Genomic DNA, 14,220 nt, shown 5'->3' on the forward strand with positions numbered 1-14,220 from the left:
GGGCCGTCCCCGGCCCATGCGCAGTTCGTGAGTTCAGATTTCGTCGAGCCGGCGGCCCGACAGCGCGCGCTTGATGCTCTTGTCCATCCGGCGCGCCGCGAATTCGTCGGTGCCTTCGGCCAGCGCCTTGGTCGCCGCTTCGATCGCGTTCGTATCGTCGCCTTGCGCGACCGCGCGCAGCGCCGCGGCCAACGTGTCGACTTGCGTGCGCTCGTCCGCGTCGAGCAGTTCGCCGTCGGCCGCCAGCGCAGCCTGCGTCGCCTCGAGCATCCGCTCGGCCTCGACCTGCGCTTCGCGCAGCGCGCGGGCGCGCATGTCGATTTCGGCGGTCTTGAAGCTGTCCTCGAGCATCTTCGCGATGTCGTCGTCGGCAAGACCGTACGACGGCTTCACGACGACCGATGCCTCGACGCCCGACAGCTGCTCGCGGGCAAACACCGACAGCAGGCCGTCCGCGTCGACCTGGTAGGTCACGCGAATGCGTGCGGCGCCGGCCGTCATCGGCGGAATGCCGCGCAGCTCGAAGCGCGCCAGCGACCGGCAGTCGGCGACGAGCTCGCGCTCGCCCTGCACGACGTGGATCGCCATCGCGGTCTGGCCGTCCTTGAAGGTCGTAAATTCCTGCGCGCGTGCGATCGGAATCGTCGAGTTGCGCGGAATGATCTTCTCGACGAGGCCGCCCATCGTCTCGACACCGAGCGACAGCGGAATCACGTCGAGCAGCAGCCAGTCGTCGCCGGTGCCGCGATTGCCTGCGAGCAGGTCGGCCTGGATCGCCGCGCCGAGCGCGACGACCTGGTCCGGATCGAGGTTGACGAGCGGCGGCTGGCCGAAATATTTCGCGACCGCGTCGCGGATCACCGGCATGCGCGTCGCGCCGCCGACGAGCACGACACCCTTGATGTCGGCCGACGTGACCTGCGCGTCGCGCAGCGCCTTGCGGGTCGGCGTGAGCGTGCGTTGCACGAGCGGCTCGACGAGCGACGCGAACGTGTCGTGCGAGATGGTCTGCACGAGGTGCGCGCCACCCGACAGCGTGACGTCGAGCGACGCCTGCGGCGCGGACGACAGCGCTTCCTTCAGCACGCGCACACGATCGAGCAGCAGGCGCACATCCTCGGGCGCGAGCGTCTTCACATCGATGCCGGCTTGCGCGAGCACGTGACCGAACAGCGCGTGGTCGAAATCGTCGCCGCCGAGCGCGGAATCACCGCCCGCGGCCAGCACTTCGAACACGCCCTTGGTCAGCTTCAGGATCGACAGGTCGAACGTGCCGCCGCCGAGGTCGTACACTGCGTAGAGGCCTTCGGACCCGTTGTCGAGACCGTAGGCGATCGCCGCGGCGGTCGGTTCGTTCAGCAGGCGCAGCACGTTGAGGCCCGCGAGGCGTGCGGCATCCTTGGTCGCCTGGCGTTGTGCTTCATCGAAATACGCGGGCACCGTGATCACCGCGCCGACCAGATCGTCGCCCAGCGAATCTTCCGCGCGATAGCGCAGCGTCGCGAGAATCTCGGCCGACACTTCGACCGGGCTCTTCACGCCGTCGATGGTGCGGATCTGCACCATGCCCGGCGCATCGACGAATTCGTACGGCGCGTTCGCCGCGCCTTCGACCTCGGCCTTGCCGCGGCCCATGAAGCGCTTGACCGACACGATCGTGTTGCGCGGATCGGTCGCGGCCTGCTCTTTCGCCTCGTGGCCAATGCGTCGGCCGCCCTTCTCGAGATAGCGGACCACCGACGGCAGCAGCACGCGGCCTGCTTCGTCCGGCAGGACTTCGGGCACGCTGTTGCGCACCGCCGCGACGAGCGAGTTCGTCGTGCCGAGATCGATCCCGACGGCGAGTCGCCGCTGATGCGGCGCCGGCGCCATGCCCGGTTCGGAAATTTGCAGTAAAGCCATCTTGGTTCGTTCGGGCGCTCGGCCCGTTTGCTGCGCGTGCCGCAAGGCACGCGGTTAAGTTTCGAGGCGCTCGATCTGCGCGCCCACTTCCGACGCGACCCGTTCGATGAACATCAGCTGGCGCACGGCCTCGGCGGCCGCCTGATCGGCGCCGCTGTCAAGCAGCGTGCCGAGGCGCTCCACCCGCACGCGCCGCTCTTCGCGCAACTCGGCGAGCAGCGCGTCGAGCGCGTCGACGTTGCGGGCGGCCGCGGCATCCTCGATGCCCTCGCGCCACTCCATCTGCTGCATCAGGAACGCAGGCTCCATCGCGGTGTTGTTTTCCGCGCCGATATCGACGCCGCGCAGCGACAGCAGATACGACGCGCGCTTCAGAGGATCCCGCAGCGTGCGATACGCCTCGTTCGCGCGGGTGGCCCATTGCATCGCGATGCGCTTCTGCGCGTCGCCGGCCGCCGCGAAGCGGTCCGGGTGCACCTGCGTCTGCACCGTTCGGTAAGCGGCGTCGAGCACCGTCTCGTCGAGCGCGAATTGCGCCGGCAGGTGAAACAGGTCGAAGTGGCTGTCTTTCAGCGAGACCATCGTCGCGTTCAATTCCGGTTCGTCGCGCGGCAAACGCCGCACATTAAAAAGGCGGCCCGTGCCGCCTCTTGCCCGCATCGCGCGGAGATCCGCGTGGTCACACGCGGAACGATTCGCCGCAGCCGCACTCGTCCTTCACGTTCGGGTTGTTGAACTTGAACCCTTCGTTCAGGCCTTCGCGTGCGAAGTCGAGTTCGGTGCCGTCGATGTAGGCCAGGCTCTTCGGATCGACGATGACCTTCACGCCATGGCTCTCGAACACCTGATCCTCGGGAGCCAGCTCGTCGACATACTCGAGCTTGTACGCGAGCCCCGAGCACCCGGTCGTGCGAACGCCAAGCCGCAGGCCCACACCCTTGCCGCGACGGACGAGGTATTTCTGGACGTGCTGTGCTGCTTTTTCGGTCAGTGAAATTGCCATGATGTCCTTGCCGCGGCGCGCCACCGGGGCCCGCCGCGTTCCTTCTGAAAGCCGCTCGATGCCGCTCAGGCTGCTGCCTGATCGCCTTCCGTGGTGTCGTGACGCTTCTTGTAGTCGGCCACGGCTGCCTTGATCGCGTCTTCCGCGAGGATCGAGCAGTGAATCTTCACCGGCGGCAGCGCGAGTTCTTCCGCGATCTGCGTGTTCTTGATCGACAGGGCTTCATCGAGCGTCTTGCCCTTCACCCATTCGGTGACGAGCGAGCTCGACGCGATCGCCGAACCGCAACCGTAGGTCTTGAACTTCGCGTCTTCGATCACGCCGTCCGCGCCGACGCGGATCTGCAGCTTCATCACGTCGCCGCAGGCCGGCGCGCCGACCATGCCCGTGCCGACCGTGTCGTCGTCCTTCGCGAACGAACCGACGTTGCGCGGGTTTTCGTAGTGATCCAGAACCTTGTTGCTGTAAGACATGACTCAGACTCCTTGACTCGTAACGTCTGCGTGCGCGAATCCGCCCGCGGGTATGTTCTTCAATCCGGCGCTCAGTGTGCGGCCCATTCGATCGTCGACAGATCGATGCCTTCCTGGTGCATTTCCCAGAGCGGCGAGAGTTCGCGCAGCTTCGCGATCTTGCTGTTCAGCAGGTTGATCACGAAGTCGACTTCCTGCTCCGTCGTGAAGCGGCCGACCGTGAAGCGGATCGAGCTGTGTGCCAGCTCGTCGTTGCGGCCGAGCGCACGCAGCACGTACGACGGCTCCAGCGACGCCGACGTGCATGCGGAGCCCGACGACACCGCGACGTCCTTGATCGCCATGATCAGCGACTCGCCTTCGACGAAGTTGAAACTGATGTTGAGGTTGTGCGGGACACGGCGTTCCATGTCGCCGTTCACGTACGTTTCCTCGATTTGCGACAGGCCGCGCAGCAGCTTGTCGCGCAGCATGCGGACGCGCTCGTTTTCCGTCGCCATTTCTTCACGTGCGATACGGAACGCTTCGCCCATGCCGACGATCTGGTGCGTCGCCAGCGTGCCCGAACGCATGCCGCGCTCGTGGCCGCCGCCGTGCATCTGCGCTTCGATGCGCACGCGCGGCTTGCGACGCACGTACAGCGCGCCGATACCCTTCGGGCCGTAGGTCTTGTGCGCCGAGAACGACATCAGGTCGACCTTCAGCTTCGCGAGGTCGATCTCGACCTTGCCGGTCGACTGGGCGGCGTCGACGTGGAACACGATGCCCTTCTCGCGGCAGATTTCACCGATCGTCTCGATGTCCTGGATCACGCCGATCTCGTTGTTCACGTGCATCACCGACACGAGGATCGTGTCCGGGCGCAGCGCGGCCTTGAACACGTCGAGGTCGATCAGGCCGTCATCCTTCACGTCGAGGTAGGTGACTTCGAAACCGTCACGCTCGAGCTCGCGGCACGTATCGAGCACGGCCTTGTGCTCGGTCTTCACCGTGATGATGTGCTTGCCCTTGCCCTTGTAGAAGTTCGCGGCACCCTTGATCGCGAGGTTGTCCGATTCCGTGGCGCCGGACGTCCAGATGATCTCGCGCGGATCCGCGTTCACGAGCGCGGCCACGTTCTCGCGCGCTTCCTCGACCGCACGCTCCGCGTCCCAGCCATACGCGTGGCTGCGCGACGCCGGGTTGCCGAACTGCTCGCGCAGGTACGGCACCATCTTGTCGACCACGCGCGGGTCGACCGGCGTCGTCGCGCTGTAATCCATATAGATGGGCAGGTGGAGAGTGTCTTGGGTCATCTGTCGCTCCGGGAATTCTGTGCAGGGACTATGTACGTTGTGGGGTATGGCGGCGCTTTCGCGCTCACGAACTCGCGATGTTGAACACCGAATTGGGGCCGAGCGGCATCGTGCGAACCGGCTCGGCCGGTGCCGCAACGGGCTCCGGCGTGCGCCGGTCGCGCAGCACCGCAGGTGCGCCCTCGCGAGCGCGCTGCTGATCGACGAGATCCTGCAGCGACACCGAATCGAGGTACTCGACCATCTTCTGGTTCAGCGTCGACCACAGCTCGTGCGTCATGCAATGGCCGTCGGGCTGCTTCGAGCCGTCGCACGTGCCTTTGCCGCCGCACTGCGTGGCGTCGAGCGGTTCATCGACCGCGATGATGATGTCGGCGACGGTGACGTCCTGCGCGCGACGCGCGAGGTTGTAGCCGCCGCCCGGGCCGCGCACGGATTCGACGATTTCATGCCTGCGCAGCTTGCCGAACAGCTGTTCGAGATACGAGAGCGAAATCCGCTGGCGCTGGCTGATGCCTGCAAGCGTCACCGGGCCCTGCTCCTGGCGCAGTGCCAAGTCAATCATCGCCGTGACGGCGAAACGGCCTTTGGTGGTGAGTCTCATGGTGTCTAGGGGACTGCAATCTTGACGATTTTGGTCAAGTATAAATATTTGACGATTTTAGTCAAGTATCCATGTCTTTGAAAGGGTATTCGCAGACCGCTGAATACCGCGCGATCAGCGCTCGGTGCGGGCCCGGAGCGTCTCCAGCAGGCCTGCGCACGCGCGCTCGACCTGATCGAGCACCTGCTCGAAGCCCTGCGCACCGCCGAAATAGGGATCGGCCACTTCGGTTTCGGTCGAATCCGGCGCGAATTCCATCAGCAGGCGCACCTTGTCGTGATGCTGCGGCGGACAGCGGCGGCGCAACTCCGCGAGATTCGCGTCGTCCATCGCGAGCAGCAGGTCGAAGCGCTCGAAATCCGCCGCGCTCACCTGTCGTGCGCGCAGCGCCGACAGGTCGTAGCCGCGGCCACGCGCGGCAGCCTGCGCCCGCGTATCGGGCGGCTCGCCGACATGCCAGTCGCCGGTACCGGCCGAATCGATCGCGATCCGGTCCGCCAGCGCGGCCGCGTCGACCTGGTGACGCATCACGCCTTCCGCGGTGGGCGAACGGCAGATGTTGCCGAGACAGACGAAACAGATCGAAACGCGGGTCATCGCACTATCGGAAAGCCGCGGCGAGCCGCGTGGGAGAAGAACACGCCATTATACAAAGGCGGCCGAAATCGCGCCGCCGCGCAAAGCGACGGCGCCATGCCCTACAGCGCCTTCGGCGCGGCGAGCACGACGTCGCCGGATGCCGCCGGCAGCGGCTTCGCCGCGTCGCCGACCAGCCCGAACGACACCGCGCGCGCCAGCTCGGCCGAAGCCTGATGAACCGCGAGCGGACCACGCGACGGCGCCTCGGCCATCGCATGCAGATAGGCAGCCGCGGCCAGCGGAACGACGATTGCCAGCGGCCAGTACATCGATATTGTCTTTTTCATGATGCGGACCTCCTTGACCTCGTACCCCGAAACCCAATTCCGGGGACTACAGACAGGATTCTATAGACCGCACCTATCGAGATAAATATACAAATAGCGAACGCACTGTTGTCACCGGATGAACAGTCGTCAGCCGAGGTGACTTTGCGAGGCCGCGTACAGCTCGCGGAACGTGCGCCCGGTCGGCGTCGGCATGTCGCGCGTATCCATCCAGCCGCCCATCATCGGCAGGCGCCGCAGCGTGCCGCCGTTGCCGCCCAGCCGCTCGAGGATGCGCACCGCGAGCTTGGTCGTCAGCGCGTACAGCATCGGCCGGCGTGCGAAGAAGCCCCAGGCGGCGAGTGCCGCCCGCTCGCGCCACGGCCGCAGGTGCCGCTCGACCTGCTTCTCGCGCAGCGTGCGCAACAGGTGCGACAGCGGAATCCCGGCCGGGCACACGCTGTCGCATTCTCCGCATAGGGTTGCGGCCTGCGGCAGGTCGAGAGAGCGGTCGAGCCCGACGTAGCTCGGCGTCAGCACGGACCCCATCGGCCCCGGATAGACCCAGCCGTACGCGTGGCCGCCGACCTTCTGGTACACCGGACAATGGTTCATGCATGCGCCGCAGCGGATGCAGCGCAGCATCTCCTGGAATTCGCCGCCGATCAGCCCGGTGCGGCCGCCGTCGACGAGCACGACATAGTTGTGTTCGGGGCCATCCTCGTCGCCCGGGCCCCGCGGCCCGGTCAGCAGCGAGAAGTAGTTCGACGTCTTCTGCCCCGTCGCGGAGCGCGGCAGCAGGCGCATCGCGGTCGCGAGATCCTCGAGCGTCGGCAGCACCTTCTCGATGCCCGTCACCGCCACATGCACGCGCGGCATCACGGTGCACATCCCCTCGTTCCCTTCATTCGTCACGATCGCGACCGAACCGGTCTCGGCAATCACGAAGTTGCCGCCCGTCACGCCCATGTCGGCCGACATGAAATGCGGGCGCAGCACCTCGCGCGCCTCGCGCGTCATGTCCGGAATCTCGGTGAGCCGCTCGCGATGGTGCGTGCGCGCGAACAGGTCGGCGATCTCGTCCTTGTCCTTGTGCACGACGGGCGCAATGATGTGGCTCGGCGGCTCGTTGTCGTTGATCTGCAGGATGTATTCGCCGAGATCCGTCTCGATCGACTGCACGCCCATCTCCGCGAGCACCGCGTTCAGGCGCATTTCCTCCGACACCATCGACTTGGTCTTGATGACCTTCTTCACGTCGTGACGGCGCGCGATGTCGGCCACGAGCCGTGCGGCATCCGCGGTCGTTTCGGCGAACAGCACCGTCGTGCCGCGCCGCGTCGCCTCGCGCTCGAACGCCTCGAGCCACACGTCAAGGTTCTCCAGCGCGCGGTTGCGGCGGGCCTTCAGTGCGGCGCGCGTGGCCGGGAAGTCGATCGCGGTCATCGCGTCGGCGCGCGCGGACACGAATTTCGTCGACAGCTTCTTCAGGTTCTGCTGCAGGCGCTGGTCGGCCAGCTTCTGGCCGGCGCGCGCTTTGAAATGCATCGATTGGACTTGCATCGCGGTATCGGGGAAAAGTGAGCGGAACCGGGCGTCAGACGTCGCCCGCCAGCACCTGCGCGACGTGCAGCACGCGCGTGTCGCGGTCGCCGGTGCGGCGCAACCGCCCTTCGATGTTCAGCATGCAGCCGAGATCGCCAAGCACGACGGCGCCGGTACCGGCCGCGCGCACGTTCGCACATTTCTCGTCAGCGATGGCCGCCGAAATGTCGCCGTACTTGACCGCAAACGTGCCGCCGAAGCCGCAGCAGTGCTCGCAGTCCTTCATCTCGGTAACCGCGATGCCGCGCTGCGCGAGCAGCGCGCGCGGCTGCGCCTTCACGCCGAGCTCGCGCAGGCCCGAGCACGAATCGTGATAGGTGACCGGCCCGGTGAATTCACCCGGCGCGAGCGACACCTTCGCGACGTTCGCCAGGAAATCGGTCAGTTCGTAGACCTTCTGCTGGAACCGCGTGTAGCGCCCCATCAGCTCGGGGTCGTCGCGGAACAGGTCGCCGTAGTGCGCACGGATCATCCCGCCGCACGAACCCGACGGCGCGACGACGTAATCGAACTGCTCGAACTCGCGCAGCGTCTTTTCCGCGAGATCGCGTGCGAGCGCGCGCTCGCCCGAGTTGTAGGCCGGCTGGCCGCAGCAAGTCTGCGCGGGCGGCACGATCACCTCGTAGCCGGCGTCGCGAATCAGCTTGAGCGCCGAAAAACCGATTTCGGGGCGCATCAGATCGACCAGGCAGGTCACGAACAAACCGACTCGCATACGTGCTCCTTCGAGAAAACGGCTCTCATTATCCGCCGTTTGGCCGGCAAGACCAACGCCGGCGCTCACGCAAGCCCGCACGGCGCGAAACGAGGATTTCCTCGAACGGCGTTCGCTTTTTTCACGATACGAGATACAATCGTTCCAACACCGCTTGACGCGTCAACCGATTTCTCCCCCGACATGAGCCAACCCACCCCGGATTCAAAAACGTCGATCCAGGTGATCGAACGCATGATGCGGTTGCTGGACGCGCTCGCCGCGCACAGTGACCCTGTCAGCCTGAAGGAGCTTGCGCAGCGGACGGAGCTGCACCCGTCGACCGCGCACCGCATCCTCAACGACATGGTGACCTGCCGTCTCGTCGACCGCTCCGATCCCGGCACGTACCGCCTCGGCATGCGGTTGCTGGAGCTCGGCAACCTCGTGAAGGCGCGCCTGTCGGTACGCGACGCGGCGCTGATGCCGATGCGCGAGCTGCACCGCCTCACCGGGCAGACCGTGAACCTGTCGGTGCGCCAGGGCGACGAGATCGTCTACATCGAGCGCGCGTATTCGGAGCGCTCCGGGATGCAGGTCGTCCGTGCGATCGGTGGCCGCGCGCCGCTGCACCTCACGTCGGTCGGCAAGCTGTTCCTCGCGGCCGACGAGACGTCGCGCGTGCGCGCCTATGCGACGCGCACGGGGCTGTCCGGCCATACGCAGAACAGCATCACCGACATCGCGAAGCTCGAACGCGAGCTGACGATCGTGCGCCAGCAATCGTGCGCACGCGACAACGAGGAGCTGGAGCTCGGCGTGCGCTGTATCGCGGCCGGCATCTACGACGATTCGGGCAAGCTCGTCGCGGGCCTGTCGCTGTCGGCGCCGGCCGATCGCCTCCAGGATGCGTGGCTCGGCCAGTTGAGCCGCACGGCCCTCACCATTTCGGAATCGCTCGGCTACCGGCCGGCGCCCACGAAGGATACGGACGGGCTGCAGCGGCAGGCGTAAGCCGCTCCCGCGCACCCAATGAAAAAGCCCCGCGATTGCGGGGCTTTTTTTTAGCCGTCGGCGCGGCGGCGAACCGCCACGCCTTCGTGCGATCAGGTCCCGCCGGCCGGCGTGTTGGCCGCCGTCAGGCGCTCGCCGCCGCCGGCATCGAGCCAGTTGCGCAGGCGCGCCGCATCGGCGAAGCGCGAATACTTGCCGAACGAATCCAGCAGCACCATCACCATCGGCTTGCCGTGGATCGTCGCCTGCATCACGAGACATTCGCCGGCTTCGTTGATGAAGCCCGTCTTCTGCAGACCGATGTCCCACGAGCCATTGCCGCGGATCAGCGCGTTCGTGCTGTTGTAGACCAGGTTGCGCTTGCCCGTGTACACCTCGTAGGTGCGATCGGTCGAGAACTGACGAATCATCGGGTACTGGTACGCCGCATTGACCATCTTCACGAGGTCGCGCGCGCTCGACACGTTCGAGCTCGACAGACCCGTCGAATTCTCGAAGTGCGTATCGGTCATGCCGAGCGACTTCGCCTTCGCGTTCATCGCGGCGATGAACGCCGGACGACCACCCGCGTAGTAACGCGACAGCGCAGCGGCCGCGCGGTTTTCCGACGCCATCAGCGCGATGTGCAGCATGTCTTCACGCGACAGCACCGAGCCGACCGACAGGCGCGAGCCCGTGCCCTTCTCGTAGTCGCGGTCTTCGTCGGTGACTTCGATCTGGTCGGTCATCGGCGTCTTCGAGTCGAGCACGACCATCGCCGTCATCAGCTTCGAGATCGACGCGATCGGCACGACGGCGTGCGAATTCTTGTCGAACAGCGGCTCGCCCGAATTCTGGTCGACGACATACGCGACGCTCGAACGCAGCGCGAGCGCGTCGGGCGTGTCGTGCAGGCCGAACGCCTGGCCGACGGTCGGCCGGCGCGGCTGGAACGCGACCTTGCGCACTGCGCCGTGATGGCCGCCATGCACGTTCGACGCGAGCGTCACGCGCTTGCGCGATGCCTTCGCGCGCGGCGCGTCGGCGGCCGCGACTTTCGCGGATTTGTCGGAGCTGGCCTTGGCCGACTTCTTCTTCGCGGACGAAGCAGGAGCGACAGCCTTTTTCTTGGCGGCTTGTTGGGTCTTCGCAGTGGCGGCAAAGGCGTCAGCGGGCGCGACGGTCGCGGTGGTCGCCAGCAAGGCGACTGCGATCGACACAGCCGTGCCGAGCGTCATGCTCTGCAACAATCTGCGCGGTGAAAACGATTCGGCTTTCATTGGGGTCTGGACAAAGCGGGCGGGAGGTTTCCGCAAGTGTAGTTAAAGCTGAAAAAAAGAGCAATATTAGGCACTTACCGATCGTCGTTAAACCGGAATGTAAGGGTTGGCCAACCTCTGGCCAATGAACCCTCCCGCTCCCATCGAAAAAATTGATGGGATGCGCTGCCCGACAGTACCCGTCTCCCGATTACACACGGTTAATTGAGATAACGTCACTTCGGAGGCGATTTAAAGCGGGGAAACTACGTATCCGGCGCTCGGGGTGCCAGGGGCGCCGGTCTCGGCCGTGGCAGCGGCACGTCGCCACGGTACGCGCATCGAAACGGCGCGTTTTTCGACAGGAACAGAAGGATAACGTTCCACGGGCCTGTCAGGTTTACCTGTGCATGATCATGGTGCGCCGCGCCTGCCCCTCAACCGTGCGCACCATCTGGGATCGCGGCATGAAACCGATTCCGAACGACCACGATAACTCGTTGTTTTATCGATAATTTGTCACGATTGTGCAACGCACAAAAAATACTTGACATTGGTTTTCTCTGCCCTAAAATAAGCCTCATTGTTGCGTTGCACAAAGCACGCACATCCGAGGTTCCCCAGCGTAGTGCCCTTTACCCTGCGATCGACGCGATCGCTTTTCAGGAGCTTGACATGTCCTTGCTGACCCCCGAGCAAATCGCCGCCGCCCAGAAAGCCAACCTCGAAAGCCTGTTCGGTCTGACGACCAAGGCGTTCGAAGGCGTCGAAAAGCTGATCGAACTCAACCTGCAGGTCGTGAAGTCGACGCTGGCCGAAGGCCAGGAAAACGCACAGCGCCTGCTGTCGGTGAAGGACGCACAGGAACTGATCGCGCTGCAAGCGAGCCTGTCGCAGCCGGTCGCGGAAAAGGTGCTGTCGTACGGCCGTCACCTGTATGAAATCGCATCGTCGACGCAAGCCGAGTTCGCGAAGGTTGCTGAAGCGCAATTCGAAGAGCAGAACAAGAAGGTCCAGGCACTCGTCGACAACGTCGCGAAGAACGCCCCGGCTGGTTCGGAAACGGCTGTCGCTGCACTGAAGTCGGCACTGAACGCTGCGAACACCACGTACGAAACGGTTCAGAAGGCAACGAAGCAAGCCGTCGAAATCGCTGAAACGAACTTCAACGCTGCTGCTGCCGTCGCAACGAAGGCTGCTACCGCCGCTGCTGCACGTCGTACGAGCAAGCCGACCGCGTAAGCGTCCCCTGCTCCTGAAAGAGCCGCGCCCAGCGCGGCTTTTTCGTTTGTGGTGCCGGAATACGCTGGAACCGGCGCATTGCCGGCCGTTCTCGAACGGTCGTTTGAGCATCGGCCGCAAATAAAAGAAAACGCCGCCGCCCGGATGGCCCGGGAGGCGGCGTTTTTTCGTGGCCGGCAGATTGCCGGTCGAGCCCGCTGAGTTACTTCTTGCGTTGCGGCGGCAGGTCCGTACAGACGCCTTCATACAGCTCGGCGGCCATGCCGACCGATTCGCCGAGCGTCGGGTGCGGATGGATCGTCTTGCCGATGTCTTCCGCGTCCGCGCCCATCTCGACGGCGAGGCACACTTCGCTGATCAGGTCGCCTGCGTTCAGGCCGACGATTGCGCCACCGATCACGCGATGGGTTTCCTCGTCGAAGATCAGCTTCGTGAAGCCTTCATCGCGACCGTTCGCGATCGCGCGGCCCGATGCGGCCCACGGGAACACGGCCTTGCCGTACTTGATGCCTTCGGCCTTGCACTGGTCTTCCGTCTTGCCGGCCCAGGCCACTTCCGGATCGGTGTACGCCACCGACGGGATCTGCAAGGCGTCGAAGTACGCCTTCTCGCCGTGCGCGGCTTCCGCTGCGACGTGGCCTTCATGCACGGCCTTGTGCGCGAGCATCGGCTGGCCGACGACGTCGCCGATCGCGAAGATGTGCGGGACGTTCGTGCGCATCTGCTTGTCGACGTCGATGAAGCCGCGATCCGTGACCGCAACGCCAGCCTTGTCGGCGCCGATCTTCTTGCCGTTCGGGCTGCGGCCCACCGCGACGAGCACGAGGTCGTAGCGCTGCGCTTCCGCCGGCGCCTTCTCGCCCTCGAACTTCACGTAGATGCCGTCTTCCTTCGCTTCCGCGCCGACCGTCTTGGTCTTCAGCATCACGTTGCCGAAGCGCTTCGCGTTGTACTTTTCCCAGACCTTCACGAGATCGCGGTCCGCGCCCATCATCAGGCCGTCCATCATTTCGACGACGTCGATCTCGGCGCCGAGCGTCGAGTACACCGTGGCCATTTCGAGGCCGATGATGCCGCCGCCGATCACGAGCATGCGTTTCGGCAGTTGACGCAGTTCGAGTGCGCCGGTCGAATCGACGACGCGCGGGTCTTCCGGCATGAACGGCAGCTTCACGGCCTGCGAGCCCGCAGCGATGATCGCCTGCTTGAACTTCACGACCTTCTTGCCGTTTTCGCCCTGCACTTCCATGTGGAACGGATCGACGAATGCGCCGACGCCCGTGACCACTTCGACCTTGCGTGCCTTCGCCATGCCGGCAAGGCCGGTCGTCAGCTTCTTGACGACGCCGCCCTTGAAGTCGCGCAGCTTGTCGAGATCGACTTCCGGCTTGCCGAACGTGATGCCGTGCGACGCGAGCGCCGCGGCTTCTTCGACGACGAGCGACGTATGCAGCAGTGCTTTCGACGGGATGCAGCCGACGTTCAGGCACACGCCGCCGAGCGTCGAATAGCGTTCGACGAGCACGGTCTTCATGCCGAGGTCGGCAGCGCGGAACGCGGCCGAGTAGCCACCGGGGCCGGCGCCGAGCACGAGCATGTCGCATTCGACGTCGACGGCGCCAGCGTAGCTGCCGGCTTGCGGTGCGGGAGCCGGAGCGGCTGCGGCCGGTGCGGGTGCAGCTGCGGCGGGCTTGGCCGCTTCGGGTGCTTTCGCGGGTGCGGCGGCGCCTGCTGCTGCTTCGACGATGGCGATGACGGTGCCTTGCGAGACTTTCTCGCCGGCTTTGACCTTGATTTCCTTGACGGTGCCGGCGACGTCGCTGGGCACTTCCATGGAGGCTTTATCGGATTCGAGCGTGATGAGCGTTTGCTCTTTTTCGATCACGTCGCCGGGTTTGACGTTGACTTCGATGACATCGACGCCGCTGAAATCGCCGATATCCGGAACCTTGACTTCGATGAGACTCATTACTGTCCCCTTCTTGATTAGCTGCAGACAGAGAGGGAGAAACCCGCAGAGAAAACCCGCGACTACGGCCTGATCAAAGAGCGCGAACCTGGGCAGAACCACCTTTGCTGTCCGCCCAAGGACGCGCCTTTCTTTTGGTTACTTTTCTTTGGAAGACAAAGAAAAGTGACCGCCGCCCCGCGCAGGGGCGACGCTAATAGACCGTTAGCGAAACAGGTTCAACGACCGGGCGCGGATGACAAACAAAAAACCCACGCCCCCGCGAGCACTCTCCCC

The 14,220-nt window shown here is 64.9% G+C and carries 14 protein-coding genes; 2 read left to right on the forward strand and 12 right to left on the reverse strand.

The features are described from left to right. Window positions 1-33: 33 nt before the first annotated feature. From hscA to BCEP18194_RS17295, 10 genes are all read right to left on the reverse strand, one after another. Window positions 34-1,902 (reverse strand): Fe-S protein assembly chaperone HscA, encoded by a 1,869-nt coding sequence (gene hscA / locus BCEP18194_RS17250; RefSeq protein ID WP_011352559.1) that lies wholly within the window; start codon window positions 1,900-1,902, stop codon window positions 34-36. Window positions 1,903-1,956: 54 nt separating this feature from the next. Beyond that, window positions 1,957-2,484, reverse strand: coding sequence for a Fe-S protein assembly co-chaperone HscB (hscB, locus tag BCEP18194_RS17255; RefSeq protein WP_011352560.1), 528 nt, complete (start codon window positions 2,482-2,484; stop codon window positions 1,957-1,959). A gap of 97 nt (window positions 2,485-2,581) precedes the next feature. Continuing rightward, window positions 2,582-2,905, reverse strand: a complete 324-nt coding sequence (gene iscA / locus BCEP18194_RS17260; protein ID WP_011352561.1) for an iron-sulfur cluster assembly protein IscA — start codon at window positions 2,903-2,905, stop codon at window positions 2,582-2,584. A gap of 65 nt (window positions 2,906-2,970) precedes the next feature. Beyond that, window positions 2,971-3,378: a Fe-S cluster assembly scaffold IscU gene (iscU, locus tag BCEP18194_RS17265; RefSeq protein ID WP_011352562.1), complete on the reverse strand. Its 408-nt coding sequence runs from the start codon at window positions 3,376-3,378 to the stop codon at window positions 2,971-2,973. A gap of 71 nt (window positions 3,379-3,449) precedes the next feature. Beyond that, window positions 3,450-4,673, reverse strand: a complete 1,224-nt coding sequence (locus tag BCEP18194_RS17270; protein ID WP_011352563.1) for an IscS subfamily cysteine desulfurase — start codon at window positions 4,671-4,673, stop codon at window positions 3,450-3,452. A 64-nt stretch (window positions 4,674-4,737) separates the two neighbouring features. Next, window positions 4,738-5,277, reverse strand: a complete 540-nt coding sequence (iscR, locus tag BCEP18194_RS17275) for a Fe-S cluster assembly transcriptional regulator IscR (RefSeq protein ID WP_009691731.1) — start codon at window positions 5,275-5,277, stop codon at window positions 4,738-4,740. A gap of 114 nt (window positions 5,278-5,391) precedes the next feature. Further along, window positions 5,392-5,874: a low molecular weight protein-tyrosine-phosphatase gene (locus tag BCEP18194_RS17280; RefSeq protein ID WP_011352564.1), complete on the reverse strand. Its 483-nt coding sequence runs from the start codon at window positions 5,872-5,874 to the stop codon at window positions 5,392-5,394. A gap of 101 nt (window positions 5,875-5,975) precedes the next feature. Further along, complete coding sequence (locus tag BCEP18194_RS17285; protein ID WP_011352565.1) at window positions 5,976-6,203, reverse strand: hypothetical protein; 228 nt, start codon at window positions 6,201-6,203, stop codon at window positions 5,976-5,978. A 129-nt stretch (window positions 6,204-6,332) separates the two neighbouring features. Next, window positions 6,333-7,745, reverse strand: coding sequence for a lactate utilization protein B (locus BCEP18194_RS17290; protein ID WP_011352566.1), 1,413 nt, complete (start codon window positions 7,743-7,745; stop codon window positions 6,333-6,335). 34 nt (window positions 7,746-7,779) lie between these two features. Then, entirely contained in the window at window positions 7,780-8,502 is a 723-nt protein-coding gene (locus BCEP18194_RS17295) for a (Fe-S)-binding protein (RefSeq protein ID WP_011352567.1), read from the reverse strand. Window positions 8,503-8,685: 183 nt separating this feature from the next. Here BCEP18194_RS17295 and BCEP18194_RS17300 point away from each other — a divergent pair, with 183 nt between their 5' ends. Beyond that, the gene (locus BCEP18194_RS17300; RefSeq protein ID WP_011352568.1) at window positions 8,686-9,495 is read left to right on the forward strand and encodes an IclR family transcriptional regulator; all 810 of its coding nucleotides are present in this window, start codon (window positions 8,686-8,688) and stop codon (window positions 9,493-9,495) included. Between the two features lie 92 nt (window positions 9,496-9,587). Here BCEP18194_RS17300 and pbpG read toward each other — a convergent pair whose 3' ends face one another. Beyond that, on the reverse strand, window positions 9,588-10,754 hold the full coding sequence (pbpG, locus tag BCEP18194_RS17305; RefSeq protein WP_011352569.1) for a D-alanyl-D-alanine endopeptidase: 1,167 nt from the start codon (window positions 10,752-10,754) through the stop codon (window positions 9,588-9,590). Between the two features lie 654 nt (window positions 10,755-11,408). On the opposite strand from pbpG, the gene BCEP18194_RS17310 reads away from it, so the two are divergent. After that, window positions 11,409-11,975 (forward strand): phasin family protein, encoded by a 567-nt coding sequence (locus BCEP18194_RS17310; protein WP_011352570.1) that lies wholly within the window; start codon window positions 11,409-11,411, stop codon window positions 11,973-11,975. 202 nt (window positions 11,976-12,177) lie between these two features. On the opposite strand, the gene lpdA is transcribed toward BCEP18194_RS17310, so the two are convergent. Next, window positions 12,178-13,944, reverse strand: a complete 1,767-nt coding sequence (lpdA, locus tag BCEP18194_RS17315) for a dihydrolipoyl dehydrogenase (RefSeq protein WP_011352571.1) — start codon at window positions 13,942-13,944, stop codon at window positions 12,178-12,180. Window positions 13,945-14,220 lie beyond the last annotated feature (276 nt).

The sequence above is a fragment of the Burkholderia lata genome (assembly GCF_000012945.1).
In the GTDB taxonomy this organism is placed as follows: Bacteria; Pseudomonadota; Gammaproteobacteria; order Burkholderiales; family Burkholderiaceae; genus Burkholderia; species Burkholderia lata.

Coding starts and splice junctions, on each gene's coding strand:
- BCEP18194_RS17300 (WP_011352568.1), top strand. CDS start 8,686: ATGAGCCAACCCACCCCGGATTCAAAAACGTCGATCCAGGTGATCGAA.
- BCEP18194_RS17285 (WP_011352565.1), bottom strand. CDS start 6,203: ATGAAAAAGACAATATCGATGTACTGGCCGCTGGCAATCGTCGTTCCG.
- hscB (WP_011352560.1), bottom strand. CDS start 2,484: ATGGTCTCGCTGAAAGACAGCCACTTCGACCTGTTTCACCTGCCGGCG.
- BCEP18194_RS17290 (WP_011352566.1), bottom strand. CDS start 7,745: ATGCAAGTCCAATCGATGCATTTCAAAGCGCGCGCCGGCCAGAAGCTG.
- pbpG (WP_011352569.1), bottom strand. CDS start 10,754: ATGAAAGCCGAATCGTTTTCACCGCGCAGATTGTTGCAGAGCATGACG.
- iscU (WP_011352562.1), bottom strand. CDS start 3,378: ATGTCTTACAGCAACAAGGTTCTGGATCACTACGAAAACCCGCGCAAC.
- hscA (WP_011352559.1), bottom strand. CDS start 1,902: ATGGCTTTACTGCAAATTTCCGAACCGGGCATGGCGCCGGCGCCGCAT.
- iscR (WP_009691731.1), bottom strand. CDS start 5,277: ATGAGACTCACCACCAAAGGCCGTTTCGCCGTCACGGCGATGATTGAC.
- BCEP18194_RS17270 (WP_011352563.1), bottom strand. CDS start 4,673: ATGACCCAAGACACTCTCCACCTGCCCATCTATATGGATTACAGCGCG.
- BCEP18194_RS17310 (WP_011352570.1), top strand. CDS start 11,409: ATGTCCTTGCTGACCCCCGAGCAAATCGCCGCCGCCCAGAAAGCCAAC.
- lpdA (WP_011352571.1), bottom strand. CDS start 13,944: ATGAGTCTCATCGAAGTCAAGGTTCCGGATATCGGCGATTTCAGCGGC.
- BCEP18194_RS17280 (WP_011352564.1), bottom strand. CDS start 5,874: ATGACCCGCGTTTCGATCTGTTTCGTCTGTCTCGGCAACATCTGCCGT.
- iscA (WP_011352561.1), bottom strand. CDS start 2,905: ATGGCAATTTCACTGACCGAAAAAGCAGCACAGCACGTCCAGAAATAC.
- BCEP18194_RS17295 (WP_011352567.1), bottom strand. CDS start 8,502: ATGCGAGTCGGTTTGTTCGTGACCTGCCTGGTCGATCTGATGCGCCCC.